15 protein-coding genes are annotated in these 18083 nt (G+C 63.8%); 12 read left to right on the top strand and 3 right to left on the bottom strand.

Translation table 11 applies throughout. The features are described 5' to 3' along the window. The first annotated feature begins 35 nt into the window (after positions 1-35). From LB532_RS19250 to LB532_RS19235, 4 genes are all read left to right on the top strand, one after another. Positions 36-1214: an MFS transporter gene (locus LB532_RS19250; RefSeq protein WP_140639766.1), complete on the top strand. Its 1179-nt coding sequence runs from the start codon at positions 36-38 to the stop codon at positions 1212-1214. Positions 1215-1307: 93 nt separating this feature from the next. Then, positions 1308-2363 carry a succinylglutamate desuccinylase/aspartoacylase family protein gene (locus tag LB532_RS19245; protein WP_140639767.1) on the top strand — a complete coding sequence of 352 codons (1056 nt, stop codon included), beginning with the start codon at positions 1308-1310 and terminating at the stop codon, positions 2361-2363. 222 nt (positions 2364-2585) lie between these two features. Next, positions 2586-4775, top strand: coding sequence for an anthranilate synthase (locus tag LB532_RS19240; RefSeq protein WP_140639768.1), 2190 nt, complete (start codon positions 2586-2588; stop codon positions 4773-4775). A gap of 5 nt (positions 4776-4780) precedes the next feature. Next, entirely contained in the window at positions 4781-5728 is a 948-nt protein-coding gene (locus tag LB532_RS19235; RefSeq protein WP_140639769.1) for a cation diffusion facilitator family transporter, read from the top strand. A 7-nt stretch (positions 5729-5735) separates the two neighbouring features. On the opposite strand, the gene LB532_RS19230 is transcribed toward LB532_RS19235, so the two are convergent. Further along, on the bottom strand, positions 5736-6827 hold the full coding sequence (locus LB532_RS19230; RefSeq protein ID WP_140639770.1) for a hypothetical protein: 1092 nt from the start codon (positions 6825-6827) through the stop codon (positions 5736-5738). Between the two features lie 102 nt (positions 6828-6929). On the opposite strand from LB532_RS19230, the gene LB532_RS19225 reads away from it, so the two are divergent. From LB532_RS19225 to LB532_RS19205, 4 genes are all read left to right on the top strand, one after another. Then, positions 6930-7367: a DsrE family protein gene (locus LB532_RS19225; protein ID WP_140639771.1), complete on the top strand. Its 438-nt coding sequence runs from the start codon at positions 6930-6932 to the stop codon at positions 7365-7367. Between the two features lie 69 nt (positions 7368-7436). After that, positions 7437-8228, top strand: a complete 792-nt coding sequence (locus LB532_RS19220) for an SDR family NAD(P)-dependent oxidoreductase (RefSeq protein WP_140639772.1) — start codon at positions 7437-7439, stop codon at positions 8226-8228. 63 nt (positions 8229-8291) lie between these two features. Continuing rightward, positions 8292-8600, top strand: coding sequence for a putative quinol monooxygenase (locus LB532_RS19215; protein ID WP_140496083.1), 309 nt, complete (start codon positions 8292-8294; stop codon positions 8598-8600). A 276-nt stretch (positions 8601-8876) separates the two neighbouring features. Beyond that, complete coding sequence (locus tag LB532_RS19205; RefSeq protein WP_140639773.1) at positions 8877-9980, top strand: AbrB family transcriptional regulator; 1104 nt, start codon at positions 8877-8879, stop codon at positions 9978-9980. Positions 9981-10020: 40 nt separating this feature from the next. Here the strand turns inward: LB532_RS19205 and LB532_RS19200 are convergent, their stop codons facing one another. Next, positions 10021-11097, bottom strand: coding sequence for a siderophore-interacting protein (locus LB532_RS19200; protein WP_140639774.1), 1077 nt, complete (start codon positions 11095-11097; stop codon positions 10021-10023). A 531-nt stretch (positions 11098-11628) separates the two neighbouring features. Here LB532_RS19200 and leuA point away from each other — a divergent pair. From leuA to LB532_RS19180, 4 genes are all read left to right on the top strand, one after another. Then, positions 11629-13365: a 2-isopropylmalate synthase gene (gene leuA / locus LB532_RS19195; protein WP_140639776.1), complete on the top strand. Its 1737-nt coding sequence runs from the start codon at positions 11629-11631 to the stop codon at positions 13363-13365. A gap of 185 nt (positions 13366-13550) precedes the next feature. Beyond that, a complete protein-coding gene (locus tag LB532_RS19190; protein ID WP_140639777.1) occupies positions 13551-15326 on the top strand; it encodes a tetratricopeptide repeat protein in 1776 nt (591 codons plus the stop codon). Between the two features lie 323 nt (positions 15327-15649). Continuing rightward, positions 15650-16453 (top strand): alpha/beta fold hydrolase, encoded by an 804-nt coding sequence (locus LB532_RS19185; RefSeq protein WP_140639778.1) that lies wholly within the window; start codon positions 15650-15652, stop codon positions 16451-16453. Positions 16454-16553: 100 nt separating this feature from the next. Beyond that, complete coding sequence (locus LB532_RS19180) at positions 16554-17171, top strand: hypothetical protein (RefSeq protein WP_140639779.1); 618 nt, start codon at positions 16554-16556, stop codon at positions 17169-17171. On the opposite strand, the gene LB532_RS19175 is transcribed toward LB532_RS19180, so the two are convergent. Further along, entirely contained in the window at positions 17155-18078 is a 924-nt protein-coding gene (locus LB532_RS19175) for a metallophosphoesterase family protein (RefSeq protein WP_140639857.1), read from the bottom strand. The two genes, LB532_RS19180 and LB532_RS19175, sit on opposite strands and share 17 nt — an antisense overlap. Positions 18079-18083: the final 5 nt, after the last annotated feature.

Raw genomic sequence — 18083 nt, 5'->3', positions numbered from 1 at the left:
AGTTTCCATTTGAACCGATTCAGCCTGGACCTCCCATGCCTTTGCCGATCCTTGCGCTTGCCATTGCGTCCTTCTGCATCGGCACCACCGAATTCGTCATCATGGGCCTGCTGCCGGAGGTCGCCGCCGACCTCGGCGTGACCATTCCCGCTGCCGGGCTGCTGGTCACGGGCTATGCGCTGGGCGTGGTCTTCGGCGCGCCAATCGTCGCAATGGCCACAGCGCATCTGCCGCGCAAGCCGGCACTGGTCGGACTGGCCGCACTGTTCGTCGTCGGCAACCTGCTCTGCGCCATCGCGCCCAACTACTGGATGCTGATGGGCGCGCGCGTCTTCACCGCCTTCGGCCACGGCGCCTTCTTCGGCATCGGCTCGGTCGTCGCCGCCAGCCTGGTGCCCCGCAACAAGCGCGCCAGCGCCATCGCGCTGATGTTCGCCGGCCTGACGCTGGCCAACATCCTCGGCGTTCCCGCCGGAACGGCGCTTGGCGAAGCCTTCGGCTGGCGCGCCACCTTCCTGGCGGTGGTCGGCATCGGGTTGATCTCGGTCGCGGCGATCGCCTGGCTGGTGCCGTCGGATGTCACCGAACCGAGCGGCGGCGGCTTGCGCGGCGAATTGCGCGTGCTCGGCAAGCTGCAGGTGTGGCTGGCCATGCTGATCGCGGCGCTCGCCTCAGCCAGCCTGTTTGCCGTCTTCACCTACATCAAGCCCTATCTCACCGACGTGTCCGGCCTCTCGACTTCAGCGGTCACCTGGGTGCTCTTGCTGTTCGGCGCCGGCATGACCATCGGCAACATCATCGGCGGCCGGCTGGCCGACTGGAAGCTGATGCCGACGGTCATCGGCACGCTGCTGCTGCTGGCGATCCTATTTGTCGGCTTCATGCAGTTTGGCGCCATCGCCAGTGTCGCCGTAGGCATCGTCTTCGTGTGGGGCATGCTCGTCTTCGTCGTCGTGCCGCCGCTGCAGATCCGTGTCGTGGAAGCCGCTTCCGAGGGACCGAACCTTGCCGCCACGCTGAACCAGGGCGCCTTCAACGTCGGCAACGCCAGCGGCGCCTGGATCGGCGGCGTGGCGCTCTCCTGGGGCGTTTCCTATGCCAACCTGCCGCTGGTGGGCGCGGCACTCGCTCTGCTGGCGGTTGCCGTGGCCATAGCCTCGCGGGCACTGGACCGGCGCGCTCCGGCCGTCGCTTTTCAGCCTGCCGCGCAGTAGCTGCTTGCGCCCATAGCGCGACAGTCTGGACCAATCGACAAGCGGACCGTCGAAGAGGCATGTCCTTCTCGCCTCTCGACGGAGAAAAGACCCATGCAGAAATCGATCGAACGCATAGCCGGCGACAGCGAAGGCGTTTCCTACGAATTCCCGCTGTTTCGCTTCGTTGGAACGGACAATTCCGCGCCCTCGGCCTATCTGCAGGCGGCACTCCATGCTGGCGAACTACCTGGAGTCGTCGCCATTGACGCGCTGATGCCGATGCTGGCCAGGGCCGAGGCGGAGGGGCGCATCAAGGGCGACATCACCATCGTGCCCTGGGCCAATCCGATCGGCCGCGCCCAGTATCATTTCGGCGAACATCAAGGCCGTTTTCATCTGGGCACGCGCACCAACTTCAACCGCGGTTTTCCGCTGCTCTCCGCGCCCGACGCGGCACTCTTGCCTGACACCGCGCATGGCACGCCCGACCAAAGGCTGAAGACGAGACTGGTGCAGCTTTCGCTCGGCCACGACATCGTGCTCGACCTGCACTGCGACGACGAAGGCCTTGCCTATCTCTACATCCACTCCAGCCTGTGGCCGGCAATGGCCGATTGCGCCGCCGCTATGGGCGTCGAGGCGGTGGTGTTGTGGAGTGAAGACACGGACGGCACTTTCGAAGGCGCCTCGATCATGCCCTACCAGAACGTTCCCGCCGACGTGGCGAAGCTCGACCGGCGCGTCGTCACCACGGTCGAATATCGCGGCATCCTCGATGTCGATGGCGCGTTCGCGGCGTCGGACGCCGCGGGGCTCTACCGGCTGCTGGTGGCGCGCGGCGTGGTCGCCGACCCGGCCCTGCCCGCACCCGGTGCCTTCACCGGGGTTGTCGCACCGCTCGAAAACATCGACATGATGCCGGCGCCCCGGGCGGGTGCCGTGCTTTACGACGTGGAGCCCGGCGACCGCGTGGCCAAGGACACGCGGCTTGCCGTCATCGTCCACGCACCGGGCGAGGCCGATGGCCGCACCGAGGTGTTCGCGCCGCAGGCCGGCATCGTCCTGACCCGGCGCTCGCGCCGCATCATCCGCGCCGGCGAGGATCTGTTGAAACTGGTGGGCGACAGGAAGAGCGCCGACGCAAGGTCCGGCACCCTGGAAGATTGAGCCTCCATCGAATCCAGTTGCGTGGTCGCTCAATCGCCGCTATGGGAATCGCCATGAACATGCGTTCGATCAAGACCGTTTGGTGGTGGGCCTGCTGACAGCGGCCTGTTCGAACGCGTGCGCGTGAAAAGAGAGGGTGGCCGCAGCGGAATGTCCGGGCGGCCATTTGTTTTTTCCAAGCCATTCCCGGGTCCGTTGCCCAAGAAGCTGATGGAGACGGCAATGACGATGAAGGTTCTGGACAACGGCGCAGAGAGTTTTGTGACCGGGGGTGGCATCACCATCACCCGCGAGCGCCACGACCGGCCCTATGAAGGCGCCATCGACGCCTATGTCGACGGGCTGAATGCGCGCCGGGGCGCGGTGTTCTCTTCGAACTATGAATATCCCGGCCGCTATACGCGTTGGGATACCGCCATCATCGACCCGCCCTTGGTGATCTCGGCGCGTGGCCGGTCCATGCGCATTGAGGCGCTGAACCGGCGGGGCGAGGTGCTTCTGCCGGTCATCGTCAAGACGCTCGGCGATATCGCCGAGATCACGATCGCCGAGGCGTCGAAAAAGCTGATCCGCCTCGACGTCGCCAAGCCCGGCCGCGTCTTCACCGAAGAAGAGCGCAGCCGCGTTCCTTCCGTCTTCACGGTGCTGCGCGCCATCACCGCCTTGTTTAAGACCGCCGAAGACGCCAATCTCGGCCTTTACGGCGCTTTCGGCTACGATCTCGCCTTCCAGTTCGACCCGGTCGACTACAAGCTCAAGCGCAAGCCAAGCCAGCGCGATCTCGTGCTGTTCCTGCCCGACGAGATCCTGGTCGTCGATCATTATTCGGCCAAAGCCTGGACCGATCGATATGACTACGCCGGCAAGGGTTTTTCGACCGAAGGCCTGCCGCGCGACGAGATCGCCGAGCCGTTCAAGACCGCCGACCGTATTCCGCAGCGCGGCGACCATGAACCCGGCGAATACGCCAATCTTGTGCGCCGCGCGATGGACAGCTTCAAGCGCGGTGACCTGTTCGAGGTCGTACCCGGGCAGATGTTCTACGAACGCTGCGAGACCCAACCCTCCGAGATTTCGCGCAAGCTGAAGTCGATCAACCCCTCGCCCTATTCCTTCTTCATCAATCTGGGCGAAGGCGAATACCTGATCGGCGCTTCGCCCGAAATGTTCGTGCGCGTCAACGGCCGCCGCGTCGAGACCTGCCCGATCTCAGGTACCATCAAGCGCGGCGACGACGCCATTTCGGATAGCGAGCAGATCCTGAAACTACTCAATTCGAAGAAGGACGAATCCGAGTTGACCATGTGCTCGGATGTCGACCGCAACGACAAGTCGCGCGTCTGCGAGCCGGGTTCGGTGCGCGTCATCGGCCGCCGCCAGATCGAGATGTATTCGCGGCTTATCCACACGGTTGACCATATCGAGGGCAGGCTGCGCGAAGGCATGGACGCCTTCGACGCGTTTCTCTCGCACGCCTGGGCGGTGACCGTTACCGGCGCGCCGAAACTATGGGCCATGCGCTTCATCGAGCAGAACGAGAAGAGCCCGCGCGCATGGTATGGCGGCGCCATCGGCATGGTCAATTTCAACGGCGACATGAACACCGGCCTGACACTGCGCACCATCCGCATCAAGGACGGCATTGCCGAGGTGCGTGCCGGCGCCACATTACTGTTCGACAGCATTCCCGAGGAAGAAGAAGCCGAAACCGAACTGAAGGCATCCGCCATGCTCTCCGCCATCCGCGACGCCAAGACGGGCAATGCCGCCAGCACCGAGCGCACCACCGCGCGCGTCGGCGACGGCGTCAACATCCTGCTCGTCGACCATGAAGACAGCTTCGTCCACACGCTGGCCAATTACTTCCGCCAGACCGGCGCCAACGTCTCGACCGTGCGCAGCCCGGTGCCGGAAGAAGTCTTCGACCGGCTGAAGCCGGATCTTGTCGTGCTGTCGCCCGGTCCCGGCACGCCGAAGGATTTCGATTGCGCCGCCACCATCAAAAACGCGCGCGCCCGCGAGCTGCCGATCTTCGGCGTCTGCCTCGGCCTTCAGGCGCTTGCCGAGGCCTATGGCGGCGAATTGCGGCAGCTGCATGTGCCGATGCACGGCAAGCCGTCGCGCATTCGCGTCTCCAAGCCCGGCATCATCTTCTCCGGCCTGCCCAAGGAAGTCACCGTCGGCCGTTACCATTCGATCTTCGCCGATCCGGTGCGGCTACCCGACGATTTCGTGGTCACCGCCGAGACCGAAGACGGCGTCATCATGGCCTTCGAGCACCGCAAGGAGCCGATCGCCGCAGTGCAATTCCATCCGGAATCGATCATGACGCTCGGCCACAATGCCGGCATGCGCATCATCGAGAACATCGTCGCCCACCTGCCGCGCAAGGCCAAGGAAAAGGCCGCCTGACCAATATGGCCGAAGCCGAGAACACGATGGCGATCACGGCAAAAGCTGCCGCCAGGCAAAAGGTCGCCAGGCTCGCCTTTTGGTCGATCGTCATTGCCGCTGTCGTGCTCGGCCTGAAGCTCGTCGCCTGGTATGTCACCGGCTCGGTAGCGCTCTATTCGGACGCGCTGGAATCGATCGTCAACGTCATCGCCTCGATAGCTGCCTTCTGGGCGATCCAGGTCAGCTACAAGCCGGCCGACCAGGATCACCCGTTCGGCCATCACAAGGCCGAGTATTTCTCGGCGGTGCTGGAAGGCGTGCTAATCGTGGTCGCCGCCTTGCTGATCCTCAACGAGGTCTGGCGCTCCTGGCAGGCGCCGGCGCCGCTAGAACAGCCTTGGAACGGCCTTGCCATCAACGGCATCGCCACGGTGATCAACGGCATCTGGGCGTGGCTGCTGATCCGCACCGGCCGCAGCGAGAAATCACCCGCGCTAGTCGCCGACGGCAACCACATCATGACCGATGTGGTGACCTCGGTCGGCGTCTTCGCCGGCCTGGTCGGCGCCGTACTGACCGGCTGGCAGATTCTCGACCCGGCACTGGCCGTGATCGTCGCGCTCAACATCCTGTGGCAGGGCTGGCACGTCATCGGCTCGTCGATGAACAGCCTGATGGACCGCGCCGTCGACACGGCAGAACATATGCGCATCCGCGACATCATTTCGGCCAATTGCAAGGGCGCCATGGAGGTGCACGACCTCAAGACACGCATCGCCGGCCGCGCCACCTTCATCGAATTCCATCTGGTCGTCGACGCCGACATGTCGGTCGGCGCCAGCCACGTCATCTGCGACCGGATCGAGGATGCGCTGAAGGCGGAAATCCCTTCCGTGCGCGTCACCATCCATGTCGAGCCGGACGACGAGGCCAAATTGCCGAGGGGCACGACGGCCGTGCCGTTCGCCTGAAGTCAGATCACGGCGCGCAGGCGGATTGCGGCATCGGCTGCAGCCGGTAGACCTTGTCGTCGGACGTCGTTTTGCCATCGGCCGTCTTCGAACACAGGTCGAGGATCGGCAGGCTGCTGTTGGGATTGGCCAGCATCATCGTGCCGTTGGCACCTCGCTTGAGGAAAACCTCCTTCTGCGCGATATCGCAGGAAAAATCGCTCATCTTCGAACTCGCCGCGCAGCGCCACTGGTCGGCCTCTCCCTGGCAGGAATAGGCCTGCGTAACTTTGCCCGACTTCCCTCGCGTCGTGACCGACACGGCGATGTCGGCGCCGTCAGGCCAATTGGCAGCGTCGCCGCCCGCCGCAAATGAAGCCAGTTCGACCGGGCCACGGAACACGCGGATCGATTGCGTCAATTGGTCGGGATGCGAGCCGAGATGCGCGGCGTCATAGTCGCGCCCGTAGCAGAAGGACTGGTCTGGCGTCAGGCGCTCGCGCAGCGGCGGACCCATCGCCGGGTCGATCGGGTCGATGCGGGCGAACTCCGCCTTGCAGGTCGCCGCCGGCATCGGGTCGAGGCGGAAATTGTCGTCCTCGCTGCCCAGCGCCTGCCTGTTGTATTCGGCCGTGCCGAGTTCCTCCTCCGAGCCGGCATCGAGATAGATGTCGGGCTGCAGGTTTGAAAGCATCAGTCGGCCCTTGTCGTCGACCTTCAGCGACGCCAGCGTGCGGTCGCAATCCATGCCGCAATGGATGGCGCTCGACTTGTCGTCGGGATCCTCCTTGTTGCACCAGCCGCCGGCCCATTCCGGCGCCTTGGCGCCGCGCACGGTGGTGCTGACGAAGGCATTGTAAGAGGAGTCCGAACCGGCCGCCGGCCCTTCGTTCGGGGAGCTGACCGGATCGTGGCCATAATAGAAGAAGATACGCGCCACCTTCTGCTTCGGATGTACCTGCAGATGCGCCGCATCGTAGATGCGACCGAAACAGGCGTCCGCGCCATTAGGGCTAAGTTCGGTGAGCTTGGCGGCGTTTTCGGCGTAAGCCGTTGCGCCCAACAAGCCCAACAAGGCTGCGCCCGACAGGGCGCATGCCAGTCTCCGTCTCGATGCCATGTGACCCCTCCTTGCATCGACAGGACGCGACGTCAATTTATGCTATTATTGGCGCTCCGGCCACGCAATTCGCGTTGAGCCGTCAACCGGAAGGACATAGCCATGCGTCGACGCGATATGTTCCGCGCCGTTCTGGCCGGGGCCGGTACGCTGGTTGGGTTGCGGGTGGCGCAAGCCGGCGGCAGTGAACCCGCGAGGCTGAAGGTCGCCTATCACTTGAGCGATCTCGACAAAGTCAATTTCGTGCTTGGCAACATTAAGAACCATTACGACGGCACCGGCGGCAATGTCGATATCGCGCTGGTCGTCCATGGGCCGGCTCTTGCCGGTTTCAAGTCGAAGGGCATATCGGCGGCGATCTCCGGTCGTTTCACCGGTCTCGTCCAGCAGGGGCTCGATCCGCATGCCTGCGCCAACACCATGCACGGCATGGATATTTCGCTCGCCGACCTGCTCGACGGTTTTCATGCAGCCGACAGTGGCGGCGTCGTCAAGCTCGCCGAGCTGCAAAGCCAGGGCTATGCCTATCTCAGGCCTTGAAGCTGCATGGACTGAAATGCAAGGGTAGCAAGACCCGCTAAGAACTGCGAAAATCCCGGAGAAACGACAGTGCCAGCGACAACCACTCCCCTCGGGCTTGTCATTCCCGATCTCGCCGGCAAGGCGGTGCTGGTCACCGGCGCCTCGACCGGCATCGGCGCGGCACTCGCCTTGGCCTATGCAGCGCAGAAATGTCTGGTCGCACTGCACTACAATTCCAGCCGTGACGCCGCCGAGAAGCTTGGCAAGGCCATCCGCGACAATGGCGGCGAGGTGTTTCTCGTCCAGGGCGATTTTTCCCTGGCCGCTGATGTCGAGCGTGTCGTCGAGGACAGCGCGCAGCATTTCGGCCGTCTCGACGGGCTGGTCAACAATGCCGGCGGCATGCTCGGCCGCGTGCCCTATGCCGAGCAGACCGAGGCGCATTACGACGCGGTGATGGATCTCAACGCGCGTTCGGTGCTGACCGCCTCGCGCAAGGCGATGCCGTGGCTGAAGAGACAGGGCGGCTTCATCGTCAACACCTCCTCGATCGCCGCGCGCAACGGCGCCGGCGGCGGCGCCGGGCTCTACGGCTCGGCCAAGGCTTTCGTCTCCAACGTCACGCGCGGCATGGCCAAGGAACTGATCGGCTTCGGCATCCGCGTGAACGCGGTGGCGCCCGGCACCATCCTCACGCCGTTCCACGAACGCTATTCGACCGAAGAGCAGATCAGGGGCATGATTGCCACCATTCCGCAAGGGCGCGCCGGCACGGCTGAAGATTGCGTGGGTGCTTATCTGTTTCTCTCCTCCGATCTGTTGAGTGGCTACATCACCGGCCAGGTGATCGAGGTGAATGGTGGCCAGTTGATGCCTTGAGCCGCGACCTGCATACTGGCGAACGGCATACTCTTGTCGAAAACGCTGAAGGGAGACGAAGGCATGTACGGTCTGATCGGCAAGATGCGAGCGGCTCGCGGCCAGCGCGACGCTGTCATGGACGTCCTGCGCGCCAGCACCGGCGCCCTGCCCGGCTGCCTGAGCTATATCGTTGCCACCGACCCGGCCGATGCCGATGCCATCTGGGTCACAGAAGTGTGGACTGACCAGGCAAGCCACAAAGCCTCGCTGCAGCTTCCCGAAGTCCAGGCGGCCATCGCCAAGGCGAGGCCCTTCATCGCCGGCTTCGAGTTCCAGGTGGAAACCAACCCCGTCGGCGGCTTCGGCCTGGCTGACGACAAGACGGGCTGATCCGGGTGGATGACTCGACCCAGATCGTGAACATTAGCGACCTTTCATTGTCGCCAAGGCTGGCAAGCCATTGGTCAAGGTCATTCCTATGGATCAATCGGCTCCGGCACAGTCGCGACGGGTTGGCTTTATGGCTGGTCAGTTTTCCGTGCCCGACCGTTTCCATCGCATGAGCGGTGGAGAGATCGAGCAACTGTTCGGCACAGACACCTAAGACGGTCGCTTTTCGACACGGCTGGGGTTCGCATTCCTTGCCGCTCAGTCTAAGACCAGAATATGGATTCCGAGGCCGAACAGCCATCTCCGGACCAGCCGGCGGTCGAGCGCATGGCGCGCATGCGCAAGCCTTGGCAATGGCTGGCCCTCCTCGCCATTTCCGTGCTGTTTGCCGGTGCGCTCGAACTGGCCGCGCTGCCGGCGGCGCTGCTCATCGGGCCGATGCTGGCGGCCATCGTCGCCGGCACCAACGGCGCCACGGTGCGCGTGCCGCGGCTTCTGTTCGGCTCCGCCCAGGCAATCGTCGGCTGCCTCATCGCCGCTTCGATCTCGGCCGACATTTTTCGCGTCTTCTACGCCGAATGGCCGCTGTTCCTCGGCGTCGTGACAGCCACTGTCGCGGCGTCCAGCCTGCTCGGCTGGCTGATCAGCCGCTGGCGCATCCTGCCCGGCACCACCGCCGTCTGGGGATCCTCCCCAGGCGCGGCCACCGCAATGGTGCTGATGGCCGGCGCCTTCGGCGCCGACCAGCGCCTCGTCGCCTTCATGCAGTATCTGCGCGTCATCTTCGTCTCGATGACGGCGGCGCTCGTGGCCAAGATGTGGGTTGACACGTCGGGCATCGAGGTGCCGCCCATCGTCTGGTTTCCGCCGCTCGACGCCCAGGCCTTCGCCGCAACCATCGGCATCGCGCTGGTCGGCGGGCTGGCGGGAAAGCTTTGCCGGCTGCCTTCGCCCTTCTTTCTGGGCACCTTCATCTTCGGCGCGGTGATCCACCTTGCCCTCGGCGTGCCGATGCAATTGCCGCCCTGGCTGCTGGCTGTCAGTTACGCCATGGTCGGATGGTCGATCGGGCTGAACTTCACCAGGCCGATCCTGCGCCATGCGACACGGGCCCTGCCGCAGATCGTCGCTTCGATCGTGGCTCTGATCGCCTTTTGCGGCGGCCTCGCCTTCATGATCAGCCATCTGCTCGGCATCGATCCGCTGACCGCCTATCTCGCCACCAGCCCCGGCGGCATGGACAGCGTCGCCATCATCGCCGCCGCCGCCCAGAACGTCGACATCTCCTTCATCATGGCGCTCCAGTCGGCGCGTTTCCTGATCGTGCTTCTTGTCGGCCCGAGCATCGCGCGGCTGGTAGCGCGCGCGGTGAAGGAATAGGCTGCTCCGCCCCGGCTGCCGGCATACTTATGGATCGATCCTAATCCTCGTCGTCGCCCTCGGCCTGCGCGTCGCGACGCCAATAGGCCGTTACCAGGTGCCGGTCGCGGCCCAGGCCCCACTCCTTGCGCACGATCTTGCGGATCTCCCGGAAGTCGGTGAACTCGCATCCGGCCCAGACGTAGAGGCTATCGGCAAGCGTCATGTGGCTGCGCTCGCGCAGGGCGGCCGTCAGCAGGCCGGCGGTGCCGGCCGGGCGGTCGTGCCGGTAAAGCCAGGTGATGTCGATGTTGTCGCCTTGCGCCAGCGCGATGCGGTCGTCCGGGCCGTCGACCTCGATGAGCGCCTCGACGCGGGTTGACGGCCGCAGTTCCTCCAGAATCCGGCCAATTGCCGGCAGCGCGGTGTCGTCGCCGACCAGCAGCAGGGTTTGCGCCGTCGGCGTCTCGCCGCCGCTTGGCCCGACCATGCCGATGACGTCTCCCGCCACCGCGTTCTGCGCGAACGTGGCGGCGGGCGTGTCATGGCCGGGGTGCAGCACGAAGTCGACATCGAGCCAACCGCTTGTCGGATCTACCGCTCGGATCGTGTAGATGCGCACGGTGAGCGCATCCTCACCGGCAGGCCACACAAGCAGGCCGTCGGCGCCCATCGAGGGCCAAACGGGCGGCCTGCCCCGCGGCGGCAGCAGCAGCCGGATGTGCAGGCCGCCATGGGTAAACCGGCCAAGATCATCGCCTGCAAAGCGCAGGCGCTGCATGTGCGGAGAAATCCGCGTTGAGGAGACCACCGTGATTTCGCGGAAGAAGATCGGGGTGCCGGTGTCGCGGCCATCGCCTTGCCAGCGCAGTCCGCTCGTCGTTCCGAGATGCTGCGCGACGTGGCCGGCGACCGTCATCTTCATGTAGGAGAGGCAGGTTTCGTCTATAGCCGAGACGCGGATCAGCATTGAGTCGCCCTCGAGTGCCGCGCTCAGCGAACCGTAGTACAGGCGAAGTTCCCATCGATCGGCAACACCGGTCTCGACCTCGAATTCGCTGTGCTCGGTGCGCAGCCGGTCCATCACCCACCTGATCGCCGCATTGCTGATCCGGGTTTGCGCTCGCAGTTGGTCCATCGTTCGCGTCCTTCGAAACGGTTTGAAGCAATAGGCCGCAAGACGGCCGCGCCGGCAGCGGCATGCCATAGACGTCCCGAAGTTTCCACAGAAACTTGAATTTTGAAGTCATGTTATTTTGGTGAACCGCTACGTCCCGTCGGCGCCGGTCCGGCCTTCGGCCTGTTGGAAGGGCACGCACGTCAGCGACACGTCAGGCGGAACGTAGTCCGGCACGCGCCCCGGCTGTCTCGGTACGACTTGCCTCCGGCTGGCCGCTCCTGTATGAAAACCGCCATGAACACGCGCGCCATCACCGCTTCCCGTCAGACCGGCTTTGCCGGCGAGACCGCGCGCGCGCTTGCCTCGACGCTGCTTCTTCTCGGCCTTATCGGCGATCGCCGGGTTCGCTGAGGAGCGCCCGGCGGTCGAGCCGCCGCGCAAGCGCATGCTCCTTGGCAGTCACATCAAGCGAACGAAAAACTGGTAAAAGGCGCCACTCGCCACCCATCCGCCTGAAGGCGGATTCGAGGGTCGCCGGGAGAAACGACGATGAACGCACGAGAAGAAATCCGCGTAAGCGAGGCCCCGGCGGGCCAGCAGAACGGCGGCATGCCGGACGCCGCCCGCAAGTACCAACCCTACCCGATCGTCGGCCTCACCGACCGGACCTGGCCCTCGAAAGTGATCGACAAGGCGCCCATCTGGTGCTCGGTCGACCTGCGCGACGGCAACCAGGCGCTGATCGACCCGATGGGCCACGAACGCAAGGCGCGCATGTTCGCGCTGCTGCTCGACATGGGTTTCAAGGAGATCGAGATCGGCTTCCCTTCGGCCTCGCAGACCGATTTCGACTTCGCCCGCTGGTGTATCGAAGAGGGCAGCGTACCGGCCGACGTTTCGCTTCAGGTTCTGGTGCAGTGCCGGCCCGAACTGATCACCCGCACCTTCGAAGCGCTCAGAGGCGCTACCAACCCGATCGTGCATTTCTACAATTCGACCAGCGAGCTGCAGCGCCGCGTCGTCTTCGAGAAGGACGTCGCCGGCATCAAGCGCATCGCCACCGATGCCGCCAAGATGATCACCGACATGGCAGCGAATGCCGGCGGCGGCTACCGTTTCGAATACTCGCCCGAAAGCTTCACCGGCACCGAGCTCGAAGTGGCGCTGGAGATCTGCAACGCGGTCACCGAGATCGTGAAGCCGACGCCTGACAACAAGCTCATCATCAACCTGCCGTCGACCGTCGAGATGTCGACGCCCAATATCTATGCCGACCGCATCGAGTGGATGTGCCGCAATCTCGACAGTCGCGAGAACCTGATCATTTCGCTGCACCCGCATAATGACCGTGGCACCGGCATCGCCACCACCGAGCTCGGCCTGATGGCCGGCGCCGATCGCGTCGAAGGCACGCTGTTCGGCAATGGCGAGCGCACCGGCAATGTCGACATCGTCACGCTGGCGCTCAACATGTACACGCAAGGCGTCGATCCGGAGCTGGACTGCTCCGATATCAACCGGATGAAGGATGTCTACGAATATTCGAACCAGCTGAAGATCCCCGAGCGCCATCCCTATGTGGGCGAACTCGTCTACACCGCCTTTTCCGGCTCGCACCAGGATGCCATCAACAAGGGTATGAAGGCGCTGAAGAAGGCCAACACGCCAGTGTGGGAGGTTCCCTATCTGCCGATCGACCCGGCCGACGTCGGCCGCAGCTACGAAGCCATCATCCGCATCAACTCGCAGTCCGGCAAGGGCGGCATCGCCTATGTGCTGCAGGCGGATTACGGGCTCAACCTGCCGCGCAACCTGCAGATCGAGTTCAGCCAGGCAATCCAGGCGATCACCGATGCCGAAGGCAAGGAAGTGCCGGCCAGGCGCATCTATGAGCGCTTCCTCGATACCTATGTGGACCAGCCGGGCGCCAGGCTGAAATTCCTCGATCACCACACTTATCCGGACACCGAGGTAAAGGGCCGGCGCGTTGTCGAGGCGGTCATTCTCGACAACGGCAAGGAGATGACGATATCAGGCACGGGCACAGGCCCGATCGACGGCTTCGTCGATGCGCTGTCGCGCCATGTCGGGGTCGATATGTCGGTGCTCGACTATTCCGAGCACTCGATGCAGCGCGGTTCGAACGCCTCGGCCATTTCCTATGTCGAGATGGAATATCCTGACGGCAAGCTGTTCGGCGCCGGCATCAACACCAACATCGTCGCTGCCTCGCTGGAGGCCGTGGTGTCCGCCGCCAACCGGATTATCGGCAAAAGAGCCGGTTGAATACACGCCTGGAACGGGTGTCGGGACCATCGTCATTTGGCGATCGGTCCCCACCTTTTTCGTCATTAACCACCGAGAAATTATCCGGTGTGGTACGCGATCGCATAATACGTGTATGCTTGTACGGTGGTGCGGTAACGATATGATCGCGCCTCAACCTGTGCCGACTTCGAGAGGATCGACACTTGCAGCATGCCACGCCTGCCGCCCCCGCAGTGCGCGAGACACTGGAGCGACTGCTTGCCAGCGAAACGTTCGGAAGATCCGAGCGCGCGCGCAGACTGCTTCGCTATCTCGTGGAGCGCGAGCAGGCTGGGGAAGCCGACAGGCTCAAGGGCTTTTCCATCGCCATGGATGTTTTCGGCAAGGACGGCGATTTCGATCCGTCCACCGATGCCGTCGTGCGGGTGCAGGCGAGCCGGCTGCGCGAACTGCTGCAACATTATTTCGCCAATGAAGGCATTGCCGAGCCGGTCCGCATAGCCATTCCGCGCGGCGGTTACGTCCCGGCCTACGAACTCAATGCGATCCGCTTGCCGCAAGCAGCGGAAGCCGTCAGTCAGGCAGAGCCGACAGTCATCCGGCCCGAACAGTCCGGTATCGCCGGTGATGCCGCACCCATGGCGGCCTTGCTCGGCCAGGTTCCTGCGGCGGGCCTCTCGGTGACGCGCCATCTCAGGTTCTTCTGGATCGCGATCGCCGTGGTTATCGCCATGTTGGGCGTTCTGATCCTGCGCCAGGGCGGCGGTGCCTTGCTGGCGGGAGGCGACATCCCGGCAACGTTCGAGACCGCCAGCGAAACCGGCAGCATCACGCCGTCGCCCATGGTCGAAGCGCTGCCGCTCGTCTACATCGCCCTCAAGGCCAACACTCCCAACGCCAGTCGCGTCGCCGCATCGCTGCGTGCCGGCCTGAGCGGCTTTGATACGATCGACTTCATCGGTCGCAACACCGTCAACAAGGCCGATCCGGTTGCCGATGCGACGAGTTTCATTTTCGATATCCTGCCTGGACCAGACGCGGGCGACGTTACAATCGAATTGCAAAGCTTGGCGTCCGGACGGGTGCTGTTGTCGCGCAACCTGACCGCCGCCGACAGTGCGCCAACCGTGGTCGAGGATCGCATATCCGGCATTCTCAGCGCGGCACTTCCCGCTTCTGGCACCATCTACAATTACATCGAGCAGTCCGGCGCGGAGACCGGTCTGACGCAGTGCCTGCTGCTCAACGACAAATATTATCTCGACCAGAACGCCAGGACTCACGAGACGGCCTATCGTTGCCTCGAAGCCCTTGCCAACAATGGCGCGAAATCGTCGCTGGTTTATTCGGAACTCGCCTCCTTGCATTTGGAGGCCGTGACCGACCACTATGCCTACCCACCGGACGCAACGATCGAGAAGGCGATGACGTTTGCCCATCGCGCCGTGCAGATGGGGCCGACCAGCCCGTACGCACATCGCTCCTATGGCTACATCAATTCGCGCCTTGGCAATGCCGACGAGGCCCTGCGATGGATGCGCAAGGCCCATGATCTTAACCCCTACGATCTCGCCATGGCCGCCGCCTATGGCTACGGGCTGGTTTTCGCCGGCCGGTACGCCGAAGGAACACCTCTTCTGGCGCATGCCGTGGACGCCTCGAGCGGCCACCCGACCTGGTGGGACTTTGGGCTTTTCGCCGGAGAATTAATGCTGGGCGATACCAGCAAGGCAGCGATAGCCAGCAGCGCTCTGAGAACCACTGCGGCGAAATCGCACTATCTCGCCGCCCGTCTGATCGGCGCCAAGATCAGCGGTCGGGACAACCAGGCACGCAGGCTGCTTGATGAGCTGATAACCGAGTTTCCGAAATTCGCCGCCAATCCGCGCGCAACCTTCATCGACAGAAAATATCCCGCCGATCTGACCGAGCGGCTCGTCCACGCCTTGCGTGCCGCCGGGCTCTTCAACGCGAGCTAGATGTGAGCCATTCTAGTGCCGGTTTCCCTCCCGGAGTTGCGTAAAAAGCAAAGACTTCAAGCAGACGGCGATTCCATCGAATCACGAAAGACCCTACAAACGTTTTCGCGTCGAAACGGATTCATGCGACACGCCTTAGAGCTTTTGTCTCGTGCGTGTGGTTTGCCCAAATCGAAGTCGCTTTTGGGAGCGGCATCCACCAGCAGCCGGCTCGCTGTTCGGCCAATCGCCTAATCGCGAAAATTTTACTGGCGAATGCTCTGAACTAGGAGCAATTCAGCCACATTTCCATCGCGCCTTCTTGAATAAAGCCTCAACCTTTCATGACTTCATCACTTTATGCCGACGAACGGGGTGTGGGTTCGAAGACCATCGTCCTGCTGCATGGTTTTGGCGGCAGCCACGATGTCTGGCGCGAGGTGATCTCCTTGCTGCCGCCTTCCGTACGCACATTGGCCTATGATCTGCCGGGACACGGCCTGTCGCTCGACTTTCCGTCGGCCGGACCGGCCAAGGTCGCGGCAAATGCCATCCTTGGCGACCTCTCCGCACGCGCGATCAAGCGCGTCCACCTCGTCGGCCATTCGATGGGCGGAGCGGTTGCAGCGCTGATGGCATTGGCGGAGCCGGCAAAAGTCGCCTCGCTGACGCTCCTGGCGCCGGGCGGTTTTGGCCCCGAAATCAATGTGCCCTTGTTGCGCCGCTTTGCCCGCGCACAGGACTTGGCCGAAGTCCAGGCCTGCCTCGCCGCAATGTCCGGCCCTCGAGCCGCACCCTCGCGTCGCATGGCCGAATTGCTGTGCGAAATGCGCGGCCGCCCCGGACAAACGGAAAAGCTCGTCGAGATCGCGGCCGCCATGACCAGGGGCGATCGACAGGGCGTCATCCCACGCGAGCGGCTCGATGCGCTGAACATGCCGGTGATGGTGGCGTGGGGATCGGATGACGCCGTTCTACCCTTTACCCAGGTGGATGACCCGCCGGAGCGCTTCCATGTGCACCACGTGCTGGAGGCCGGCCATATGCTGGCCGAGGAAGCGCCCGACCTGATCGCCGAAATCATTCGCCGCAACAGCAGTCGCCGCGTGGGGCCGCATCGAGTGAAACTGTCCGCCGCGGCCAGCTGACTTCTTCCGTGTGCGCCGCCAACGGCGACCCTTGATGCATTGATGCATTTTGCCGGCGGCTGTGTTAACTCCATGTTAACCAAACCGCGAGGCCACGCCCATGAAGGATGCAGGCGAAAAGATCATCGACCCGTCGAGAAAACTGTCCGATGCCATTCGCGATGTGAAGAATGCCTTTGCCGATCGCGACGACGTCGTCGTCGACATGCGCGAGGCGCACCGCATGCGGCTCGACCTTCTTGCCGCCGAACTCGCGCCCGTTTTTGCCGACGTACCCGCCGACATGGACAGTTTCGACTTCGTCGTCTCGTCCGGCCTGCAGCCGCGCCTGTGGATCGACGCCGTCAGCCATGTCGCCATGGGGCGCGACCGCCGCACCTACAGGTTCCTGAAGGACACTCGTATCGGCCGTGTGGTGCTGGCCGAATCCAGCGAGATGAAGCTGGTTGCCGATTCCGTGACGCGCTATGTCGCCGAGCGGATCGTCGAACGCCAGAGAATGATGGAGGGTGGCGTCGAGGTTGCCGTTCCCGGCATGAAGCGGCACGTGGTGCCGGAAGCCGAGCCGCCTTTGCGATCGCCGCCGCGCAGCAAGGGCTGGTCGACCGTCCTGTCCGGCCTTGGCCTGATCGCCGCAGGCGCGCTGGTGGGACTGGCGGTTTCGATCGTGCTGTTCTGGGACCGTATCGTGGCGCTGGGACTCAGCTTGCGGCCATAGCCGGTTGCGCCCCGAGTTCCAGTGTCTGCAGATCCGAAGGCGGTATCGCCGGCCCGGTCAAGCCGCGCCGCGTCAGGCGGATGCGCCAATCGCCTTTTTCACCGTCTATGTCGAACAGATTGTACTGCGCCGCCGGAGGCTTGCCGCCGGGGGCCTGGCCGGCCGCGGCGACGCCGACCACCGGGACCTTGGCGTCGCGCGGGCCGATCTGAAACAGCGACGGCAGATGTGAATGGCCATGCAGGACGAGCTCGGCACCGTGCCGGCGAATGATTTTGTGGAAGCGGGCGATGCCGAACAGCCGCTTATGCTGCGGGACGGCGCCCCGCACCGGCGGATGATGGATCATGATCGCACGGAACAAACCTTGCTTCGCCGTCGCATCGAGCATTTTGCGCAGCCGCTCGGCCTGGCCTTCCATGAAGAAGCCGTTGGCCATGAAGGGTGCCGTGGCACGCGCCGTGGTGATGCCGATCAACGCGACATTGCCGCGCACGCGCAGATAGGGAAACGAATTGCGATCGACCGGACTGTTGACGCCGTCGCCCGTCATCCATGCCGCCCAGGACCGGCACACCTTGTCGAAGGCGCCAGGCACATAGGCGTCATGATTTCCCGGGACCACCGACACGTCATGCGGCGAGCCGAGCGTCTCCAGCCAGTGCTTGGCCATCTCGATCTCGCCGTCGAGTGCCAGGTTGACGAGGTCCCCGGTGACCGCGAGGTGATCGGGCGCGCTGGCCTTGATATCGGCCACGATGGTGTCGATGACGGCATCGTGCATGTGCCGGCGGCGGTTGCGCTGCCAATTGACGTAGCCCAGCACCCGCTTGGAGGCGAGATCGCGATAGGTTACTTCAGGGAGTGGCCCCAAATGGATATCGGAAATATGCGCGAGCCTGAACATTTCTC

The sequence above is a fragment of the Mesorhizobium sp. ESP-6-2 genome, assembly GCF_020164675.1.
In the GTDB taxonomy this organism is placed as follows: Bacteria; Pseudomonadota; Alphaproteobacteria; order Rhizobiales; family Rhizobiaceae; genus Mesorhizobium.
This window is presented reverse-complemented; position numbering and strand designations above follow the sequence as displayed.